General features: G+C 43.0%; 18 protein-coding genes and 1 tRNA gene. 11 read left to right on the forward strand and 8 right to left on the reverse strand.

Annotated elements, in window-relative coordinates:
- A partial coding sequence (locus PG901_RS06805) for a hypothetical protein (RefSeq protein WP_271133986.1) occupies positions 1-288 on the forward strand: 288 nt, incomplete at its 5' end.
- Between the two features lie 145 nt (positions 289-433).
- The gene (locus tag PG901_RS06810) at positions 434-2119 is read left to right on the forward strand and encodes an alkaline phosphatase D family protein (protein WP_271133987.1); all 1686 of its coding nucleotides are present in this window, start codon (positions 434-436) and stop codon (positions 2117-2119) included.
- Positions 2120-2337: 218 nt separating this feature from the next.
- Here PG901_RS06810 and PG901_RS06815 read toward each other — a convergent pair whose 3' ends face one another.
- The 3 genes from PG901_RS06815 to uvrB all read right to left on the reverse strand — a co-directional run bounded on the left by PG901_RS06815 (position 2338) and on the right by uvrB (position 6496).
- A complete protein-coding gene (locus PG901_RS06815; RefSeq protein ID WP_271133988.1) occupies positions 2338-2721 on the reverse strand; it encodes a hypothetical protein in 384 nt (127 codons plus the stop codon).
- Positions 2722-3071: 350 nt separating this feature from the next.
- A complete protein-coding gene (locus tag PG901_RS06820; protein ID WP_227670939.1) occupies positions 3072-4157 on the reverse strand; it encodes a pyridoxal phosphate-dependent aminotransferase in 1086 nt (361 codons plus the stop codon).
- 227 nt (positions 4158-4384) lie between these two features.
- Positions 4385-6496, reverse strand: a complete 2112-nt coding sequence (uvrB, locus tag PG901_RS06825; RefSeq protein WP_201562790.1) for an excinuclease ABC subunit UvrB — start codon at positions 6494-6496, stop codon at positions 4385-4387.
- Between the two features lie 639 nt (positions 6497-7135).
- Here uvrB and dps point away from each other — a divergent pair.
- The gene (dps, locus tag PG901_RS06830) at positions 7136-7618 is read left to right on the forward strand and encodes a DNA starvation/stationary phase protection protein Dps (RefSeq protein ID WP_193031191.1); all 483 of its coding nucleotides are present in this window, start codon (positions 7136-7138) and stop codon (positions 7616-7618) included.
- A gap of 144 nt (positions 7619-7762) precedes the next feature.
- Here dps and PG901_RS06835 read toward each other — a convergent pair whose 3' ends face one another.
- From PG901_RS06835 to PG901_RS06850, 4 genes are all read right to left on the reverse strand, one after another.
- Positions 7763-7990 carry a DUF2059 domain-containing protein gene (locus tag PG901_RS06835; RefSeq protein ID WP_271133989.1) on the reverse strand — a complete coding sequence of 76 codons (228 nt, stop codon included), beginning with the start codon at positions 7988-7990 and terminating at the stop codon, positions 7763-7765.
- Positions 7991-8017: 27 nt separating this feature from the next.
- Entirely contained in the window at positions 8018-8452 is a 435-nt protein-coding gene (locus PG901_RS06840; protein WP_271133990.1) for a hypothetical protein, read from the reverse strand.
- Between the two features lie 106 nt (positions 8453-8558).
- A complete protein-coding gene (locus tag PG901_RS06845; RefSeq protein ID WP_271133991.1) occupies positions 8559-9647 on the reverse strand; it encodes a cation diffusion facilitator family transporter in 1089 nt (362 codons plus the stop codon).
- 301 nt (positions 9648-9948) lie between these two features.
- Positions 9949-10491: an acyl-CoA thioesterase gene (locus PG901_RS06850; protein ID WP_271133992.1), complete on the reverse strand. Its 543-nt coding sequence runs from the start codon at positions 10489-10491 to the stop codon at positions 9949-9951.
- A gap of 359 nt (positions 10492-10850) precedes the next feature.
- Here PG901_RS06850 and PG901_RS06855 point away from each other — a divergent pair.
- From PG901_RS06855 to PG901_RS06885, 7 genes are all read left to right on the forward strand, one after another.
- Positions 10851-10926, forward strand: a tRNA-Asn gene (locus PG901_RS06855).
- A 433-nt stretch (positions 10927-11359) separates the two neighbouring features.
- Positions 11360-12298, forward strand: a complete 939-nt coding sequence (locus PG901_RS06860; RefSeq protein WP_271133993.1) for an alpha/beta hydrolase — start codon at positions 11360-11362, stop codon at positions 12296-12298.
- A gap of 178 nt (positions 12299-12476) precedes the next feature.
- Positions 12477-13298 (forward strand): 2,3,4,5-tetrahydropyridine-2,6-dicarboxylate N-succinyltransferase, encoded by an 822-nt coding sequence (gene dapD / locus PG901_RS06865; protein ID WP_271133994.1) that lies wholly within the window; start codon positions 12477-12479, stop codon positions 13296-13298.
- 253 nt (positions 13299-13551) lie between these two features.
- The gene (gene queE / locus PG901_RS06870) at positions 13552-14292 is read left to right on the forward strand and encodes a 7-carboxy-7-deazaguanine synthase QueE (protein WP_271133995.1); all 741 of its coding nucleotides are present in this window, start codon (positions 13552-13554) and stop codon (positions 14290-14292) included.
- 129 nt (positions 14293-14421) lie between these two features.
- Positions 14422-15603, forward strand: a complete 1182-nt coding sequence (locus PG901_RS06875; protein ID WP_271133996.1) for a multidrug resistance efflux transporter family protein — start codon at positions 14422-14424, stop codon at positions 15601-15603.
- Between the two features lie 14 nt (positions 15604-15617).
- Positions 15618-16253, forward strand: a complete 636-nt coding sequence (locus tag PG901_RS06880) for a trimeric intracellular cation channel family protein (RefSeq protein WP_201562802.1) — start codon at positions 15618-15620, stop codon at positions 16251-16253.
- A 95-nt stretch (positions 16254-16348) separates the two neighbouring features.
- Entirely contained in the window at positions 16349-17011 is a 663-nt protein-coding gene (locus tag PG901_RS06885) for a trimeric intracellular cation channel family protein (protein WP_271133997.1), read from the forward strand.
- A gap of 21 nt (positions 17012-17032) precedes the next feature.
- On the opposite strand, the gene recJ is transcribed toward PG901_RS06885, so the two are convergent.
- On the reverse strand, positions 17033-18907 hold the full coding sequence (gene recJ / locus PG901_RS06890; RefSeq protein WP_271133998.1) for a single-stranded-DNA-specific exonuclease RecJ: 1875 nt from the start codon (positions 18905-18907) through the stop codon (positions 17033-17035).
- Between the two features lie 518 nt (positions 18908-19425).
- Here recJ and PG901_RS06895 point away from each other — a divergent pair.
- Positions 19426-19941 (forward strand): hypothetical protein, encoded by a 516-nt coding sequence (locus PG901_RS06895; RefSeq protein WP_201618804.1) that lies wholly within the window; start codon positions 19426-19428, stop codon positions 19939-19941.
- Positions 19942-20007: the final 66 nt, after the last annotated feature.

Here is a 20007-nt window from a genome sequence, read left to right on the forward strand (position 1 = left end):
ACGGCAAACGAGATTGGTATGAATGTCTTTAAAGCCGCCATTGATAATCAATGCCGTAGCCAAATTGAAAAACAAAACGCATGGCGCATTGCGAGTGTGGCGATGACTGACGCCCAAGAGGAAGAAGTAAAAGGGAGAGTTTGTGGCTGCGTCAGTGAGCAAGCACCGCAGCAAGTGACTATCGTCGAGCTCGGCAATGCTGCGATAGATGCCAGCTATCGCACACAGCTGGTCGCTAGAGTGGTGGCAAAATCGCTGCAAAGTTGCTACGGCAGCATCGTCAAATAAGTAACTGATAAAGTTACCGACTGAGAGCGTTTTTTTAACGAAATAGGCTGGGTTAGCGATTGCTTAACCCAGCCTATTCATATAGATTATTTACTATCATTAAGGATAAATGGAATTTATCTGTAATCTATATCAAGGATGACTCATGAAAAGACGTGCATTTATAAAACTGGGTGGTCAGGTAACGGTAGCCGGAACGGTACTAACGCAGCTGAGCGCTTGTTCGTCAGATGACGATAACATCAAGCCGCCAAATCAGCTTGATGATTTAGACGACTTAGGCTATCAAGGGGCAGCGCCTTTCGTGCATGGTATTGCCAGTGGCGACCCGCTACATGATCGCGTGATACTGTGGACACGGATTACCAACGACGGCAGTATCGAGGCCTCTAGTATCCCTGTTGCTTATACGATTGCAACAGACCCAGCGCTTAAAAACATCGTTACTCAAGGGCGAGCAAAAGCCAGCGCCGCATCTGATTTTACCGTAAAAGTTGACCCTAAGAATCTCAAACCCAATACCACTTATTACTACGGCTTTGAAGCATTGGGTTATCTTTCTCCTATCGGTCGTACACGTACCATACCGCACCCAGACCTGCCAGCGAGTGAAGTTGATCGCGTGCGCTTGGCAGTGGTTTCCTGCTCGAACTATGGTTTTGGTTACTTTAACGGCTATGCCAATATCGCCAAGCAAGCCGACATATCTGCCGTTATACATTTAGGCGATTATATCTATGAGTACCCCGAAGGCTTTTATCGCGATAACGAATTAAAAGAAGAACGCCCGCTGTTTCCTAAAAACGAAATCATTAGTTTAGACGATTATCGCCGCCGCTATGCTTGCTACCGTACCGATATTGATTTACAAGAATGTCATCGCCAACATCCCTTTATAGCCGTCTGGGATGACCATGAGATAGCCGACAACTCATGGAAAGGTGGCGCCCGCTTCCACACCGATAGCAAAGGCAGTTATTTAGAACGTAAAATGTCCGCCGTACGTGCCTATCATGAGTGGATGCCCATTCGCGATGACAGTAGTAACGAATTAGACAGCCAATTACGCATCTATAGACGTTTCGAGTTTGGCAAATTGTTTGATTTAAATATGCTAGATACGCGCATATTTGGCCGTGAAAAGCTTGATGCGACAGCCAGTAATGAGCCTGAACGTCAACTGCTAGGGCTTGAGCAAGAAAACTGGCTATATTTAAAGATGCTGGAGGGCAAACGCCGGCAAGCAACGTGGCAAATCCTTGGACAGCAAGTCATTTTAGCGCCCTTTAAAGGCTCATCTGCGACCAATTCTGGCGATATTTGGAATGGCTATGCCAGCGCGCGGACGCGTTTATTAGACTTTATCGAAGAAAATGCCATCGATAATACGGTGGTCTTAACCGGTGACTATCATGCCTCATTTGCGTTTGATGTCTGTCAAAATCCTTTTGATGCCAATAGCTACAATCCAGCGACTGGCAAAGGCTCCATTGCGGTCGAATTTGTCTGCCCTGCCCTGACCTCTTTAGCCTTTCCAGAAAGTGGCGCAGGAGTAGAAGAAAATCCACATCAAAAATTCAATAACCAAACCGACCATGGCTATATGTTATTGGACATCAATGAGCAGGCTTTGCAATGCGAATGGTATTATACCGAGACGTTAAAAAAGCGTGATGACCGCTGTCGTTATGCCAAAGGGCTGGTAACCCAAGCAAGTAGCAATCATTTAGTTGAAGGTGGTCAATCGCGCCCTATTACTAAGACGGCTGCTTTAGCCAGTAAAGACACCTCTATGGCGATGAAAAAATCAGCCTCGCTAAGCGCTGGTTAAAGTATAGGCGAGAGCAATCTGCTATTTAAAATAATAATGGCTCATAGTAATGGCGTGTACTAAAAAAACACCTAATAAAGAAAATTCCCAATAAAAAGGGCGTGTTATATGCATATAACGCGCCCTTTTTATAAAAGCCTAACTGAATATATTTTACTTACCATTTATAAAGCCATAATTCTAAATAGCCGTTAAACAGCCACTAAGAATCCGCTAAATTAAAAAGAGCTATCCTCTTTAATAATGGTTGACGTTGGCAGTTGCGGCGTCTGTATAGGCAATACTCTATGATGAAAGTATTTGGATTTTCCGTCTAGGACTTTATTCACCGCTTTAACCAAATCACGAATAATGTCATCGTATATCCCGTGACTTAACTCCTTTTCAAACGGCGTATAAGGGTGCTTGCGCGCCGCTGAACTGACTTCCGTCACCCCTTGCTTAGTATAAAAAATATCAACGCGACCATCACTATTTAACACACAATTTAATTTACCACCTTCGAGTGCCATCTCTATGCGCTCAGGCATAAATATATAATCATCTACATCAATAAGCTTTTTTTCTACCTCGCGCTTTAACAACGCTTTTATATCGAACATTTCTATATCCCTAGCATTTACAAAATTATAATTATGATGAAGTATCCATTAGCAGACCTAGTTTTTAACTTTCACCAGTCTTTAGTTATTAGTTAATTGGCTTTTAGTTACTGGTCTTTTAGCCAATTGGCTAATAGGTCATGCTTTGTTTACTTAGACTATAAGAGGTAGTGCTATTTTTTAAGACCGGATATGTAAAGCTGCGTTTGCTGTTGGTAAAAAATGCTGCTCATTCTAGCGACAGGATATAAAATTCATTAGAAAAAAACAAAATTAGAAAAATAAAAAAGGAAAGCTGCCGTCTAAGCCGCTTTCCTTTTTGGTGAGTTAAAACATACGATTTAGCTTACTCAGACCCAGCCTTGCTTCCGAAATAATTGCAACGTGTCAATAACGACCGTCATCTCTTCGGGTGTCCCAAGGGTAATACGGTTGAAACCTGGAATAGAAGGAAACTCACGACCGACCGCGATGCCATGCTCTTTCATTCTATCTATGTATGTTTGCACATCACCCTTTACTTCATAAAAAATAAAATTGGTCTGCGAGGGCAAATAACGCAGTCCTAGCTCATCGAGTGCCGTCTCCATCATTTGCCTTGCTTGGTTAGTGGTTTGCAAACTGTGCGCCAAAAACGCCTCATCTTCGAGCGTTGCGATTGCAGCAACCGCACCTGATACATTGATATTATCCGTAGACATTAAAGACCCAATCTCTGCAATAATCTGCGGATGTCCAATCGCGTAGCCAACGCGCAAACCTGCAAGGCCAAATAGCTTTGAGAAGGTACGAACGACAATCAAATTATCTGATAGCCCTTGCTTTATCCACTCAACGCCACTCTCAAAACTTGGGTCTGTGACATACCCAAAGTAGGCTTCATCCAATAAGAAATAGTGGTTTTTTGGTGCATTTTTTATCCAAGCTTTGAGCGTATCCGTCGCGGTAATGATGGCCGTTGGATTGTTAGGATTGCACAGATAAAACAGGCTCATACCGTCAAATTCAGCCGTAGCTTTTTGTAGGTTGTCAAAATCTAAATCATAGTTATCGCGAGTTAATGGTACTTTGACCACTGGCACGCCTAGAGAGTGTGCATACAACTCTGCACAGCCAAAGGTTGGGTCTGGGATGACTAGCTGAAATCCTTTATCTGTCTTTAAGGCTTTGTCATACAGCATTTGCACGACAGCCCTGATACTCTCGATTGAACCATTACCCAATAAGACCTGCTTTTCAGGTACGCCGTTGATTTCGGCTACTTTGCTCAGCAGTTGAGCGCGCGGCTTATCGGGATAACGAGCAGCACCACCTAAAGCATTGAGGATGGCTTCTTTGGCAGAGTCTGACATGCCTAAGGAGTTTTCATTGAAGTCTAATCTGAGTAATTCATTGGTTTTAATTTCATTGGTTTTATTATGGGTACTTGTATGCATGATAGATAGTCCGCCTAAGTCGTCCGTGAGTAATAAAGCGCATGCAGCTGCTTAATATCATATTAAGTGGCATTTGGTATAATTACAAGTTATCTAACGGCAAATTATTAGTTATCAATATATACAGGTGAAAGCCTTCTTGGTTTAAGTATTAAATATAAAAAAAGGTGAGCTGCAACCTATGCAACTCACCTTCTCTACGTTTACACTCAGTCGAAATTGAACTATTAGATTAAATGCGCTTTTAATTCCAAAACTTTATCACGCGTTTTTGCCGCTTCTTCAAATTTTAAATCCCGTGACATTTGCTGCATCTGCTTCTCTAAACGCTTAATTTCTTTGGCGAGCAAATCAGGACTACGTAAAATACTGATATCAACATCAGGCAGATTACTCTTGATAGGAATCACCTGATTGTCATTGGCATTCTGATCTTCGCCCGTATCAATTTTATCGGTGATACTACGGCGCGCGCCTTTTGGCGTAATGTTATGCTCAAGGTTAAAGGCGACTTGTTTTTCGCGGCGACGGTCGGTTTCTTCAATCGCACGCTCCATACTGGGTGTGATGCGATCAGCGTAGAGAATAGCCTTGCCATTAATATGACGCGCCGCACGACCGATAGTCTGAATCAGCGCACGCTCAGAACGCAAAAAGCCTTCCTTATCCGCGTCAAATATCGCCACTAACGACACCTCTGGCATATCAAGCCCTTCACGCAAGAGGTTAATACCAACCAGCACATCATGGACGCCAGTACGCAGCTCATGAATAATCTGCATACGCTCAACCGTATCAATATCCGAGTGCAAATACGCGACTTTGACATCGTACTCTTTTAGATAACTGGTCAAATCCTCTGACATACGCTTGGTCAAAGTGGTAATCAATACGCGCTCGTCTTTTTCGCGGCGTTTGGTAATCTCTGATAGCACATCATCAACTTGGGTCAATACCGGACGAATCTCAATCTCAGGGTCAATCAAACCCGTTGGACGCACGACTTGCTCAACCACCTGCTCGCTATGCTCAAGCTCATATTGTGCCGGCGTGGCACTGACATAAATAGTCTTTGGCTTAATACGTTCCCACTCTTCAAACTTCATCGGGCGGTTATTCATCGCACTTGGCAGGCGAAAGCCGTAATTGACAAGGTTTTCTTTACGCGACCTATCACCTTTATACATCGCACCGATTTGCGATACCGTCACATGCGACTCATCGAGAAACAACAGTGCATCTTCTGGAATATAATCAAACAACGTCGGCGGCGCTTCCCCCGATGGACGACCAGAGAGATGCTGCGAGTAGTTTTCGATACCGTTACAGTAGCCAAGCTGCTGAATCATCTCAAGGTCATACTGGGTACGCTCTTTCAGACGCTGCGCTTCAACCAACTTATTATTTTCACGGAAATACTCAAGACGCGGCTCAAGCTCGGCGCGAATCGTATGGCTGGCCGCTTCCAATTTATTACGCGGGGTCACATAATGCGATTTTGGATAAATGGTAATACGCGGCACGCTACGCACAGTTTTGCCCGTTAAAGGGTCAAACCAAGTGATTTTCTCCACTTCATCATCAAACAAATGCACACGTACCGCCAGCTGCTCAGACTCAGCAGGATAGATATCCAACAGCTCACCGCGCAAGCGATATGTACCACGCCCAAAGTCCAGCTCGTTACGCGTATATTGCATTTCAACCAAGCGCTTAATAGTAGCAGTACGGTCGATTTTATCGCCCACCACCACATGCAGCAGCATTTTGAGATAACTTTCTGGGTCACCCAAACCATAGATGCACGATACCGACGCGACGATAATCGCATCACGACGCTCTAATAAAGCACGCGTGGCTGACAGACGCATTTGGTCAATATGATCGTTAATAGCGCTGTCTTTTTCGATAAAGGTATCACTAGCGGCGACATAGGCTTCTGGCTGATAATAGTCATAATAGCTGACAAAATACTCGACCGCATTGTTCGGAAAGAACGCTTTAAACTCACCATAAAGCTGCGCGGCAAGGGTTTTATTGTGCGCCATAATAATCGTTGGACGTTGGCATTCCGAGATGACCTTTGCCATGGTATACGTCTTACCAGAACCCGTCACACCGAGTAATAGCTGCTCATCCATGCCAGAATTAATACCCTTGACTAACTTTTCAATCGCTTGCGGCTGATCGCCTGCTGGCTCAAATTCGGTGACCATCTCAAAGGCGCGGCTCGATATTTGCGTCCCAGACGCATTGACACCACTAATTTCAGCTTCGCCTTGGAGCTGAGTGGCCAATTGGTTTAACTGACGCGACGAGCGCGGTTCAGGCATTCGCATAATGGTTTTCTTCCTGATTTTTATAAAAGGTTATAATAGTTATAAAAGCTTATAAGAGCTTAGGTTTATAACAATATGGGGTCTAAACTACAGTTTTTAAAGGATAATATCTGGGTTTATCCTCTAACGGCAATGCTATCTAAAAGCCAAAGTAAAAGGTCAAGTCAGCCCAGTATAAATAAGCAAATAACATCCAAGACAGAAGCATTAAGCTGAGTATTTCTAGAATACTGCCTGCACTATAAGTATGCTTTATTTATAAAAAACGCACAGAGCGACGGTTAAATTTACAAAGCTTTTCACGATTAACAAACTCATTACACGACCACTCAATAAAGCCTAACGCGCAAGGGTTCTATAGCGAATTTAAGCTGCTATCATCGGTAGTGAATTAAATAAGTAGCAACATATAAGCAGCAACACGATTAGTAAATATTGAATTGGCTAGTCAGCATTTAATGAATAGCCATTTAGAAAAATATTAGACCTCTTGCAAAAGTACCGTTTTATTGACCTCCGCTAACAGAGTATCAAGGGCTAGCAATGACTTATGCAAGAGATCTATTAATAACAATTTATTCATTAACGGCTTATCTACTAACGATATAAATTCAGTAAAATAATACAATGGAGAAAAACATGAGAGAACGTTACGCAAGTGGTATCGATGACAAAACAGCTAAAAAAATGGTCGATTTATTAAATGCCAATTTGGCAAATTTGATTGACCTAAGTATGGATAGCAAACAGTGCCATTGGAACTTGCAAGGTACTGGCTTTATCGGGGTGCATCAGCTATTAGATGATACTTATGAGCGCTTAACAGAAGCTTATGATACGGTTGCTGAACGCATTGTTATCCTTGGTGGTAAAGCCAATGGTATCTCTAAGCGTGTCGTTGAGGACTCTATTTTAGAGACTTACCCGACTGATATTACAGCAGTGGATGAGCATGTGCGCGAGCTTACCAACCGCTATAAAACCATTGCCGCTTCATTGCGCGAAGGGATTGATGTTGCGAGCGATGCGGGCGATGAAGATACCGCCGACTTATTGACTGAAGTTAGCCGTATTGTCGATAAAGATGCTTGGTTTATCGGTGCCAATGCGCCAAAGAAATAAGCATTTTATAGAAAAATGAAATATTATAATAAGTTATAGAAATAGAAAGGTCACTTTGAGAGTGACCTTTTTTATGTGTGCCAGTTTTATACAGTCATTTGATATAAAAGCGGTACGTTTAACTCAGATTTGAAAATAACAGGTTTAAAAAATACCTTTAATAATCTGCTTCATTTGCGGCAACAGCTCGCCTAGTTGTGCTTCGGTTGCACTGGTATCTTCAGGCAATGATTGCTGTAAAAAGGCAGCGGTAATTTGTGGTTGCTTGGCAAGGATACTTTGACCCATTTCAGTGTCGTAAAATTTAATTTGGGCATCAACTTCTGCTTGCGTATAGTAAGTCTTCGCTGCGCTGATATAAGCTTGGGTCAAGGTTTGCGCGTCTGTCGCATCGCCTATTCAATTACTCATAATTTTCGCATATTGACCTAAAACACTTTGGATTTGCTCTTGTAGCTGACGTTGACGCTTGTTTAACGACTTATCATTTATCTGCTGGCTGCCTTTTTGAACCTGATTTTGCGTTTGCATATTGATGGCATCGATAGCCGCCTGTTGGCCGTTGACGATAGATTGGATTTGCTCGTCAATATGCATCACTTGCATCAGCTTAATGATAGATACATCGGTCGGTGCTTGTTTATTATTATGCTGATTGGCAATCTTATTGACGTCCTTATTAACTGTATTGGGCTCGCTATGGATAATCAATTCTGCATTGGCATTTGCGATAGGAGCTGACATCAGCGTTACCACAACCAAGCTAAGTAACGGATTTATAATGGTAGTACGCTGGCGTGATTTTTTTATCGTAGCGTTATTAGAACGTTTCATATTAGGCTCTCATTATTATCGTTTTCGGTATTATATTTTTTAAATATTATGGATATCAGTTTTCAATTATTAATGTTCAGTGAGCAAATGAACGCTTTAAACAGTATCAGCTATTTGGTAAGTGTAAAATCTCAGCATTAGGCACTGACAACGTTATGATAGCTTCTTGAAATAACGGCTTGGCACGGAACTGATTTTCAATATCTTCAAATTTTTGTGCGATTTGTTGCTCTTTTTGGTTACCGGCGATGTCTACTGCGGCGACCATAAATATTTTTTTGGGTCCAACCCATTCTAAGTGTAAATAAGAGACACTATCGATATCAGGATGATTTAATAGCTCAGTTAATATGTAGTCATGCATTGTTTCTGAGACTTTATAGCCAACCAAAAAATCGCGATTACGATTGATCAAAAAGATGGCGACCATACCCAATAAGATACCAACCACAATCGAACCAAGCGCATCCCAAAACGGCTGTCCCGTATAAGCATGCATACCCATCGCCGCTGCCGCGACCACCAAGCCAATAACCGCGGCTAAATCTTCAAAGAAGACACCGCGCAAAGTTGGGTTTGAGGTATCAACAACATAACCAAGGGCGCTAACATTGATAGCCTTGCCATGCTTTTTACTTTGCAAATACGCTTGCGTTAGCGAGAAACCTTCAAGCACAAAAGCCACTGCTAAGATAATAAAGCCGATGGTATAGTTGGTTTCGGTCTCGGGCGCGTTCCATTCGGTAATACCGGTATAAATGGACACAATAGAACCTGCCATAAAGACGCCAAAGGCAGCAATCATCGACCACACATACGCCTCTTTACCGTAACCTAATGGATGACTCCTATCGGCAGGCTTAACCGCTTTTTTCTCGGCCACAATCAGCAACGTGCCATTGCCTGCATCTGCCCACGAATGCGCCGACTCCGCTATCATAGAAGCAGAACCGGTCATAAATGCGGCAACCGTTTTAGCAATCGCAATAATCAGATTTGCCCCAACCGCAATTAACACAGTGAGTAATGAGGAAGATTTTTTGTCATCCTCTTTTTTATCAGCATTGGTTGCAGAATAGGAGGAAGTGCTTGTAGTATCAAGGGGCACGCTATCAACGCCCCGCGCACGACCAGCTTGCGGTATTGATTGCTCTATAGATTGGGATTCTGATGGCTTTGCAGGTTTTGAACTCATGTGAGTCTCTGTCAATGGTCTATTTAATGGGTTAAAGCAGTCAAATAACACAGTCGAACCATAAGTATGCACGGTTTTAACTGTTTATTTGCCTGCCTTGTTTACCATTAAATTTAACCAAAAACCTAGCCTTGGTCAGTAAGGTTTTCGTGAGACTTTGTTTAAGTATTGATGGTCTTAATAGCTTTAAAGATTTGGGAGTGTCCCATTTTACGAGAACCCTACTGGATATGGCGATGCTGAGAAAGCTCGCCTATCATACATTTTCGATGATATGATTTATCCGTCATGTGATTAGAGTTTAGCTCTTACTATCTGAATTGTCGCTAATCATTTTATTAATATCGCAGCTAGGACGATGCGAGACTTCCATACGCAAGTTTTTACGGGCTAAGCCGGCATCAAAACGACATTGCTGCATCTCATTTTTAATCTCAAGCGCAGGGACTGGCGTTGGCTTACCATTGTCATCAATCGCCACCATGGTAAAATAGCAGCTATTGGTATGGCGAATCGTGCGGGCGCGCACGTCTTCTGCTTCTACACGAATACCCACTTCCATGGAGGTTCTACCGACATAGTTGACACTTGCCGCAAAGGTAACCAGCTCACCGACGTAAATAGGCTCACGAAACATCACTTGATCGACCGATAGCGTCACAACGTAACTACCACTATAGCGACTGGCGCAAGCATAAGCGACTTGATCAAGCATTTTGAGTAAATCACCACCATGTACATTGCCTATAAAGTTTGCCATATCGGGCGTCATCAGTACCGACATATACAATTCATGGTTTAAAGGGGCGCTTTTGGCAGTGGAGCTGGTATTGTATTGCGACATAATATTCCTTACCGTTATCAGAGACCTATCTATTTTGAATGTCCGTTATACAGTAGCCTCTGATAAATCGCAAATAAATGCCTATTAGAGGATACTATTTATGAAAAGGTAATGATTCAGCACAGTATTGGCTTGTTAGTTTATTTATAGGCATATAACTTTTATCGATATCTCAATTGCCAATTTTTAGCTAAAACCCTTGTAAAAGGGCTTATCTAGCAAGTAAAAGGACAATATTTGCTAAATAAGCAAAAAAAGCTTGACGTATTTTTTATCTTTGCTAGAATACGCCCCACTTAGCAAGAACTCGTTAGAGACTTTCTAAGCTCGCAGTAAGCCATTAAACACTTACCGCTTATTCTCCAATAGCTCAGTTGGTAGAGCAACGGACTGTTAATCCGTGTGTCCCTGGTTCGAGCCCAGGTTGGAGAGCCATATTTTAGTAGTAAATTTTTTGAGTCATCTTTGATTCGATTATGGCATTTGCCAAGACCCTCATCACTTTGATGGGGGTTTTTTTATGGCTGTTTTTCCATTTTATAAATATCTAACGCATAAAATCGTTAATCCAATATCCTTTTCTCTTAGTTCTGCAGAGCTTATAACCTCAGCTACATTCTTAAATATATGCAATGCACGCAAATAGATTTTGCCCTACTCCACTCGACCTTTATTAACCATCAAAACATAAAACAAAAGCATTTATACCCAGACTATTGTACGATAACCTCAAACGAGCAAACAATTTGACCTTGTAACGCTTGGCGATTAGAGTGTTCGTCCCCATTATTTATTTTTATAATAAAACCTTTATACCTATATATACTGTCTGTATGTTAACCCTTCACCATTCAAGGACTGGATTTTTATGAGTCACACTGAACAAATTACTTCTTCTGATAACACTCATTATTTAAACCATACTTTTTTTGAGCCAAGCGATGCTAGCACGGCGATTACTGCTACCTTGCTGATTGTGCATGGGATGGCGGAGCACAGTGGCCGCTATGCAGAGTTTGCGCAGTTTTTAGCGGATAATGGCATTGCGGTTGCCACTTATGATCAGCTTGGTCATGGGCAGACCGTTAAATCAACCGATGATTTGGGTTTTTTTGCTGAAGAGCATCCGGTACAGTCGTTATTAAAAGACGTTATTATCATGGCAGACAGCCTAAAGGCGCGCCATCCTAACGTACCGCATTTTGTCATGGGTCACTCGATGGGCTCGTTTATTGTGCGTAACGTCCTCAAGCATCATGCACAGAACTTTACTGGTGCAATCCTAATGGGCACGGCTGATGCCAATCCATTAACCAAGGTACTGTTGCCGATTAATAAAATCTTAGCAAAAGCCGCTCCTAGAAAGCCAAATACCGTCTTTGCCAACGTGATGAATAAAGTGCTCAATAGTAAGCTTGATAATCGTATTTCTACTTCGAAATTTGCGTGGCTAAATGAAGATCCTGCGGCTATCGAAGCGTACGAAGCCGATCCATTGACGGGTTTTGACTTTACCAATAATGGCTTTTTGACCTTGTTCACCTTAATGGACGCTGGTCTCAATAAAAACTGGGCGACAACAATTGCCAAAGGCTTTCCTATGTTATTGGTCAGTGGTGAGAACGATCCTATTGGCGATATGGGTAAAGGCATCCGCAAAATTGCCAGCCGTTTAGAAAAACAGAACTTTAGTGATGTCAAGCTTCAGCTTTATCCGCACATGCGCCATGAGCCACTTCATGAGCAGAATAAAGCATTGGTTTATCAAGACATCTTAGAATGGATAACGAGCCATACTCCTAATTAATAGCAGCATTAGTCATGAATAACAGCACTGCTACTGGCGCTTAAGTTATTTGCTAAAAGTCGCCAAATTAGCGACAATACAGCAAGCCCGTTTTTTAGTTAAAACGCTTTTATTCACTTTATTAGCACCGCTCTTTTTATTCGTTTTTATTTACCTTCCATCAATTTTAGGAATATTTATGTCATTGCAACAAACCATTGAACAAGCCTTTGAAAATCGTAACGAATATAGCCCAGCAACCATGCCAAAAGACGTACGCGATGCCATCAATGAAGTGCTTGAGCAACTAGACAACGGTAGCTTGCGTGTGGCAGAGAAAAAAGCTGGCGAATGGGAGGTCAATCAGTGGGCTAAAAAAGCGGTTTTATTATCATTTCGTTTAAATGATAACTATGTCCAAGCTGCGGGCGAACACGTGCAGTTTTATGATAAGGTGCCAACGAAGTTTGCCAACTGGACAGAAGCGCAGTTTAAAGAAGCCGGCGTACGCGTGGTACCACCAGCGGTTGCTCGTAAAGGCTCATACATCGCAGCGGGTGCCGTCTTGATGCCATCGTACGTTAATATTGGCGCTTATGTCGACCAAGGGGCGATGATCGATACGTGGGCTACGGTTGGTTCGTGTGCCCAAATCGGTAAAAATGTGCATTTATCAGGCGGCGTTGGTATCGGCGGTGTCTTAGAACCTCTACAAGCCAATCCAACGATTATTGAAGACAATTGCTTCATCGGTGCGCGCTCTGAAATCGTTGAAGGCGTGATTGTAGAAGAAGGCTCAGTAATTTCTATGGGCGTGTTTATCGGGCAATCAACGCGCATTTATGACCGCGAAACGGGCGAGATTCATCGCGGCCGTGTACCAGCAGGCTCAGTCGTTGTACCCGGTAGCTTGCCATCAGAAGACGGCACTCACAGCTTATATGCTGCCATTATCGTGAAAAAAGTCGATGCGCAAACCCGTGCTAAAACCTCAGTCAATGAGTTATTACGTTTAGCCTAATGCTCTATTTATTACGTTAATTGTTTTTATCATAAAAGATGCTGAGGCTGACTCCAGCATCTTTTTTAATGCTTTATGGCAGGTTAATAGCAGCTTAATGGCAAGTTTAATGGCAAGTTTAATGTAAGACATTACGTTATAATCTGCCTCTCGTTTGGATACTGAAACTCCGAGCGTTAGACAGATTATTAAGCCCTTTTTATTTGATAAATGCTCACGGCATTATCAATCTCTAACTGTATTTGAAAATATTATGAGTGAGTTATCTTTACGCACATCATTGATTCCTGTCACCGACCCTGAAGCAGGGTTACGTTTGACCGAAATTTTTTATTCGCTGCAAGGTGAAGCGCTGACCTCAGGATTGCCGACGATATTTGTGCGCTTGACCGGCTGCCCGCTGCGCTGCGTCTATTGTGATACCGAATATGCCTTTAGTGGCGGCGAACGTCATTCGCTAGAAGCCATTATCACGACCATCAAAAGCTATCCGTGTAAGCGTATCTGCTTGACTGGTGGCGAGCCATTAGCGCAGCCAAATGCCATTGAATTAATGCAGCGTTTGTTAAATGAGGGTTATGAGATATCGCTTGAAACTGCCGGCGCGCTGACGGTAGAAAATGTGCCGCCCACAGTCAGTAAAGTGATGGACCTGAAAACGCCAAGCTCAGGTGAAGTCGATAAAAACCTTTGGTCAAATCTTGACTATCTTACGGCGCACGACCAAATCAAATTTGTCATTATGAACCGCGCTGATTATGAGTGGGCGAAAGAAAAACTGCTTGAGCATCAGCTGGATAAATTGGTTGGTACGGTTTGGTTTTCACCGATGTTTAATGTCGCAGAAGATGTAGCCGATAGTAAAGCAATAAGCAGCCCTGAGGTGCCCTTACTGGCACGTGAGCTGGCTGAATGGATGCTAGCAGACGCCTTACCGGTACGTTTTCAATTGCAATTACATAAGATTATTTGGGCCGATGCTAAAGGTAAATAACCGCCTGATATCTGCATAAGTCGTGCAAAATGACAGTCAAAATAAATAGATAAATCAGCAACCTAAAGATAAAAGATAAAAGATAAATACACTCTAAATAGCTAACGAGCCGACTGCAAGGACGCATGAATGGTCAAACTGATTTTATTGGGCTTATTGGCGGGGGCGTTCTTTAGCTCGACATTTATTTTAAATGAGCTGATGAGTAATGCCGGTGGTCATTGGTTTTGGTCAGCAAGCCTACGCTATATTTTTATGTGGCTGATTATTACCGCCATTATTATCCTGCAACATGGTTTTGGTCGCATTCAAGCGCTAACGACCATTTTTCGTCAGCATTGGGGTTTTTGGTGCCTTACCGGCAGTATTGGCTTTGGGTTATTTTATACCGGCATTTGCTATGCGGGCGATCACGTCGCAGGCTGGGTCGTTGCCGCTACCTTTATGTTTACCGTGGTGACAAGCCTTATTGTATTAATGGCATTTGGACAAAGGTTTGACAAGAAATTTATCATTTATGCCTTTTTGGTCTTTATCGGAGTGGTATTGGTCAATGTCAGCGAAGGCTTACGCGCCTCTGCCCTAGCCGATATTGATAGCGCGCCGATGGCAGAAATGCTGCTTTACGGTGCCCTACCTGCATTAATCGCCGCTTTTAGTTACCCTATCGGCAATCAGCTGGTCTGGCAAGTCTCACACAACTCGCGTAAACACAATTCTCGTAAACACAGCGAGAAGCTGCAACCAGCGCGAGAAGCCAATAGTAAGCTTCATAACAATAAAAATCATAACGTCGATGCTAACCAAGCACTTATCTCAGAAGCTTACAATTTATCAGATGCCCTAAATAGTGCAGCTGATAATAGCATGACGTTAAAGACAAATCCTACCATCGAAGCTAAACCCGCCTCTACCTTACAAAACCTCATTGCTCGTATTCCTGCTATCGAAACGACACTCCTACAAAATGCCTTTAACAAAATTTGGCTCATGACCCTCGGTAGCTTGCCATTTTGGGTAATTTTAGGCGTACTCATACATCCCGAACCACCCGCAACCACACAAATTTTTAACACCTTGCTAGTCGCACTGTTGGCTGGAGTGGCTGCGACGAGCATATTTCTTTATGCGCGTGAACAAGCGGTAACCTCAAGTGAGGTGGCAGGCGTTGACTCGACCCAAGCCAGCGAGGTAATCTTTGCTTTAATTGGCGGTATACTATTGTTGAATAACACGCTACCCTCAGCATTGGGATTGGTCGGTATTGGGCTAATTATGCTAGGGCTTATATTGTTTGCAAAAGACGGTTGAGGCTCAAATAAATCATGATAAGTAACTTTATTTTTCCTGATATTCTGCTGTATTTATTAGATATGGTGGGCGTCATTGCTTGTGCCATTGCGGGTACTTTGCTGGCGCAGCATAAAGGCTTTGATATTGCTGGCTGTATTTTGGTTTCTATGGTCAATGCCATTGGCGGCGGTACATTACGTGATATGGCGCTGGATCGCCATCCGCTATTTTGGATGACTGACCTTAACTATGTCATCGTCATTACCGTCACCTCGCTTATTCTACAAATTTTCTTTCATTTGTATCATAAGATTGATAAAGCGCTTAAGTTCTTTGATGCGATTGGGCTGGCGGCTTTTAGTGTGATTGGTTTTAAAGTGGCTTTGGCGCAAGATGTGTCGCCGGTTATTGCGGTTATGATGGGGGTTTGGACGGCGATTATTGGTGGCTTATTACGTGATATTATCTGTAATGAGATACCTTTGCTACTACAGCGCGAAATTTATATCACTGCCAGTATTGCAGGGTCTTTGACTTATTTGGCGCTTGATTACTGGGGCGTTGACGCGGTTACCAATGAATTTATGATGTTATTTATCATCTTTGCCGTGCGTATGCTGGCGCTTAAATTCGATTGGCACCTGCCTTCTATTCGCTTGGTCGATTAACGAATTAGTCGTTTAGCCGCTTATCATCATGGCCGAAAAAATAGCACTGTTTTAATATCCATGCTTTAATATCGCTGCTTTAATGAGAAAAACGCATGCTCACCATTGCTTTAGATGCTGAATTGATTACTACTTTTGACCCGCGCTCGCTGATTTATCTGTTTGATATGATTGGGATTGTCGCTTGTAGTATTTCAGGCACGATACTAGCCAAGCATAAGAACTTTGATGTCTTTGGCTGCTTACTGGTATCGATTGTGACTGCCATCGGCGGCGGTACGGTGCGCGATGTGATTTTGGATCGTCATCCGCTGTTTTGGATGGTGGATATGAGCTATCTGACGGTTATTACCTTCTCTTCACTGGTGATGCAGATATTCTTTCACCCCAACTCTAAACGCGTCGATAAGTTCCTAAAACTCTCCGATACCATTGGGCTGTCAGCCTTTACCTTAATCGGCATCAAAGTTGCTGATAGTATGGGCGCCAATGTGCCGGTGGCATTATTATTGGGGGTAATTACGATTATTGTCGGCGGTATCATCCGCGATATGATTTGTAATGAAATTCCATTAGTGCTACAGCAAGAAATTTATATCAGTGCCGCTTTAACAGGCGGTATCCTTTACTTTGCGCTGCACAATCTTGGCGTGACCGCTTGGATTGCTGATATCTCGGCAATGGCGACGATTTTCACCTTGCGCATGCTTGCCATTCGTTATGACTGGCAATTTCCAACCATTGAATGGAAATATTAAAGTATTCAAGCCTAGCAACTACTAGCTTTCCTCTACTGTTTCTTTTACCAGCGCCAAATCTTTAACCATCAACTGTAAGCTTTGTTTGCCATTCCACTCATTAATGTCTAGCTGGAATAATAAATGCACTTTTTCGGCGCGGTAATCCCAAGCACTACTATCAAAATTGAATTGTATTGCCTCAATCGGATATTGCACATCGGGATAACGTAGCGACAATTTAAGATGTTTGTCTTTTAATACTTTAAAGCTTAATACCTCAAATACGCCGTCAAATATCGGCGGCGCAAAGCCATGACCCCAAATGCTGGCATTCGCTAGATGCTCTGCAAACCATAAGCTAAAGTCACCCGCTTGCAGCTCACCGTCGGTGAATTTTTGCTCAGCAAATACTTCATCATCCATCTGCGCCATCACTTCGTTAAACGCGGTCACAAAGCCATCAAAATTACGACGTTTGATGGTTAAACCTGCGGCCATGGCATGACCACCAAAGTGGCTGATTAAATCAGGATAACGTTCGGCAACTTGCTCAATCGCATCACGAATATGCACGCCTGCGATAGAGCGCGCCGAGCCTTTGATGGCATCGTCGTCACCCGTGCGTTCTGTATCCGCTGGCGCAAAAACGATACTGGGCAGATAATGGCTTTCTTTTAAACGTCCAGCGACAATACCGATAACCCCTTGATGCCAATCGTCTTGATATAAAATAATGCTGCGATTTTTATTATCAGTCGCCTGTTTCTCAGTTTTAGGCTGAATAAGATTTTCATCGCTCTCGTCAGCCCTATTATTAACATCAGCAGTATTAACATCACCAGTATTAACATTAGCATTAGCATTAGAATCAGTAGCAGCTAACGCTTGTACAATGCTATCTGCTTGCGCGCGCATCTCGCCTTCGACATGACGGCGCGTACGGTTAAGCTGCTCAAGCTCTTGCGCCAAACGCTGTGCGGTGCTCCAGTCATCGGTTAATAAGCACTCGATACCGATACGCATATTGTCCATACGCCCAGCGGCATTGATACGCGGACCTAAAACAAAACCAAAATCCTGCGCCTGTAATTGCTTAGGGTCACGACCCGCTTGTTCAAGCAGTGCCAATATCCCAAGCGAGCAGCGCCCTTGACGAATGGCATTTAACCCATGATGGACTAAAATGCGATTGTTTTTATCAAGTACACCCACATCGGCAATCGTCCCAAGCGCGACCAAATCTAAATACTGGCTGACTTGTACGCTAGACTTGCCTGCTTCGCGGCGTAATTTTGCTAGTCGTCCAAGCACATAAAACGCCACGCCGACACCGACCAATGCCTTACTGCTAAAGTGACAGCCGAGCTGATTGGGATTGACCACCGCTTCTGCAGGCGGTGTCTCTTTGGTGGTCAGGTGATGGTCAGTAATAATGACAGTGATACCATCAGCCTGCGCCCGCGCCACACCGTCGTGGCTTGAGATACCATTATCCACCGTCACAATCATGTCGGGCTTATAAGTCTTGATACCTAACTCGACAATCTCTGGCGTCAGACCATAGCCATACTTAAAACGGTCAGGTACTAAAAAATCAACGACTGCGCCCATCTTCGTCAGCGCACGCATCATCAATGCGGTACTGGTTGCTCCATCGCAATCAAAATCACCAACAATTAAAATACGCTGCCCTTCATCGATAGCAACATCTAATAGACGCACCGCTTCCGTGACGCCATGCAGCATTTCGGCTGGCAGTAAACCAGACAGTCCTGTTTCAAGCTCATCAGGCGCAGTGATACCGCGACCAGCATAAAGCCTAGCAAGGGTAAATGATTGGGCGGCAAGTGGTTGCAACGCGGCGGGCAACTCGTCGATGCGAGTGCTGGTATAACGGGGGGTTAAATTTAGCATGTTGGTATTCTACTGGCTTTGGCAGATAGCCACAATGGGAATTTTTAGTACTGTCGTCTAGGTTTAACGATTGCGTTGGTGGGTCTGATGGCGTAATTTATATTCCATATATTTTCTAGTCAACTTTAAATAAAATGAATCTACTAAATTATTAAGCGCGGCTTGAATAGGTTTTTCTTGCTTGCTGTGCCTACGCAGACAGAGGCTGCAAAAAACATATTCAAGCGCCGCTGTATTTTGTGTGTATTAAATTTACTCTATGCCAAACAAGGGTTATATATGGCGCATTTCTAAATCCCTGCTTGCTAAGCCGTTACTTATTTACAAAAACGGTGCAGAGTGACTGTAATTTTCTGCATTTTGCTACAAAGCAATGATTGTATGGGGCGTATAAATCCATAAAATGGTAAACATCTAAGATGACTTATTAGAAAATCATAAGATACTTATCATTTTTGCAATTTTTTCTTTTAATATATTAACCATTTTCTGTTTTTTAAACATTTTAAGGACGCTCTATGAAAACCACTCCGCTTGCTGAAAAACTGCCTAATACCATCGATCCAAATTTAGATCTTGAACAAGTTAAAAAAGACTGCGAAAAATTGGTCAAAAAACGCGCTAAGCTGTCAGCAGGTGTTGCCATCGTTCCAGTACCATTTTTTGACGTGGCAGTTGATGCCAGCATGCTAACCATGCTATTACCTGAGATTAGCGAACGTTTTGGTCTGATTGAAGGTCGTCAGTCTGCCATTGATTTAGAGTCACGCGCCATTCATTGGGCGGCGCTAAAAGACCGTACCGTTGACTTTGCAGGCTTAATGGCAACACGTGGTATCGTGAAAAAGACCGTCCAAGGCTTTGGTGGTCGTATCGCAGCCAAGCAAGTGACCAAATTTATTCCACTTGGCGGACAAATGGTTGCGGCAACCATGGGTTATATGATTTTCAAAAAAATCGCTACCGACCATATCAATGAATGCTATAACTTGGCAAAAGATATTCAGCAAAAGCAACATGGTAAGAATGTCTAAACATATAACGAATTAAAAGCTTAATAACTAATTAATAACTTAATAAGAAGCTAAAAAACAAACCCA

Source organism: Psychrobacter sp. ANT_H3 (assembly GCF_027919975.1).
In the GTDB taxonomy this organism is placed as follows: domain Bacteria; phylum Pseudomonadota; class Gammaproteobacteria; order Pseudomonadales; family Moraxellaceae; genus Psychrobacter; species Psychrobacter maritimus.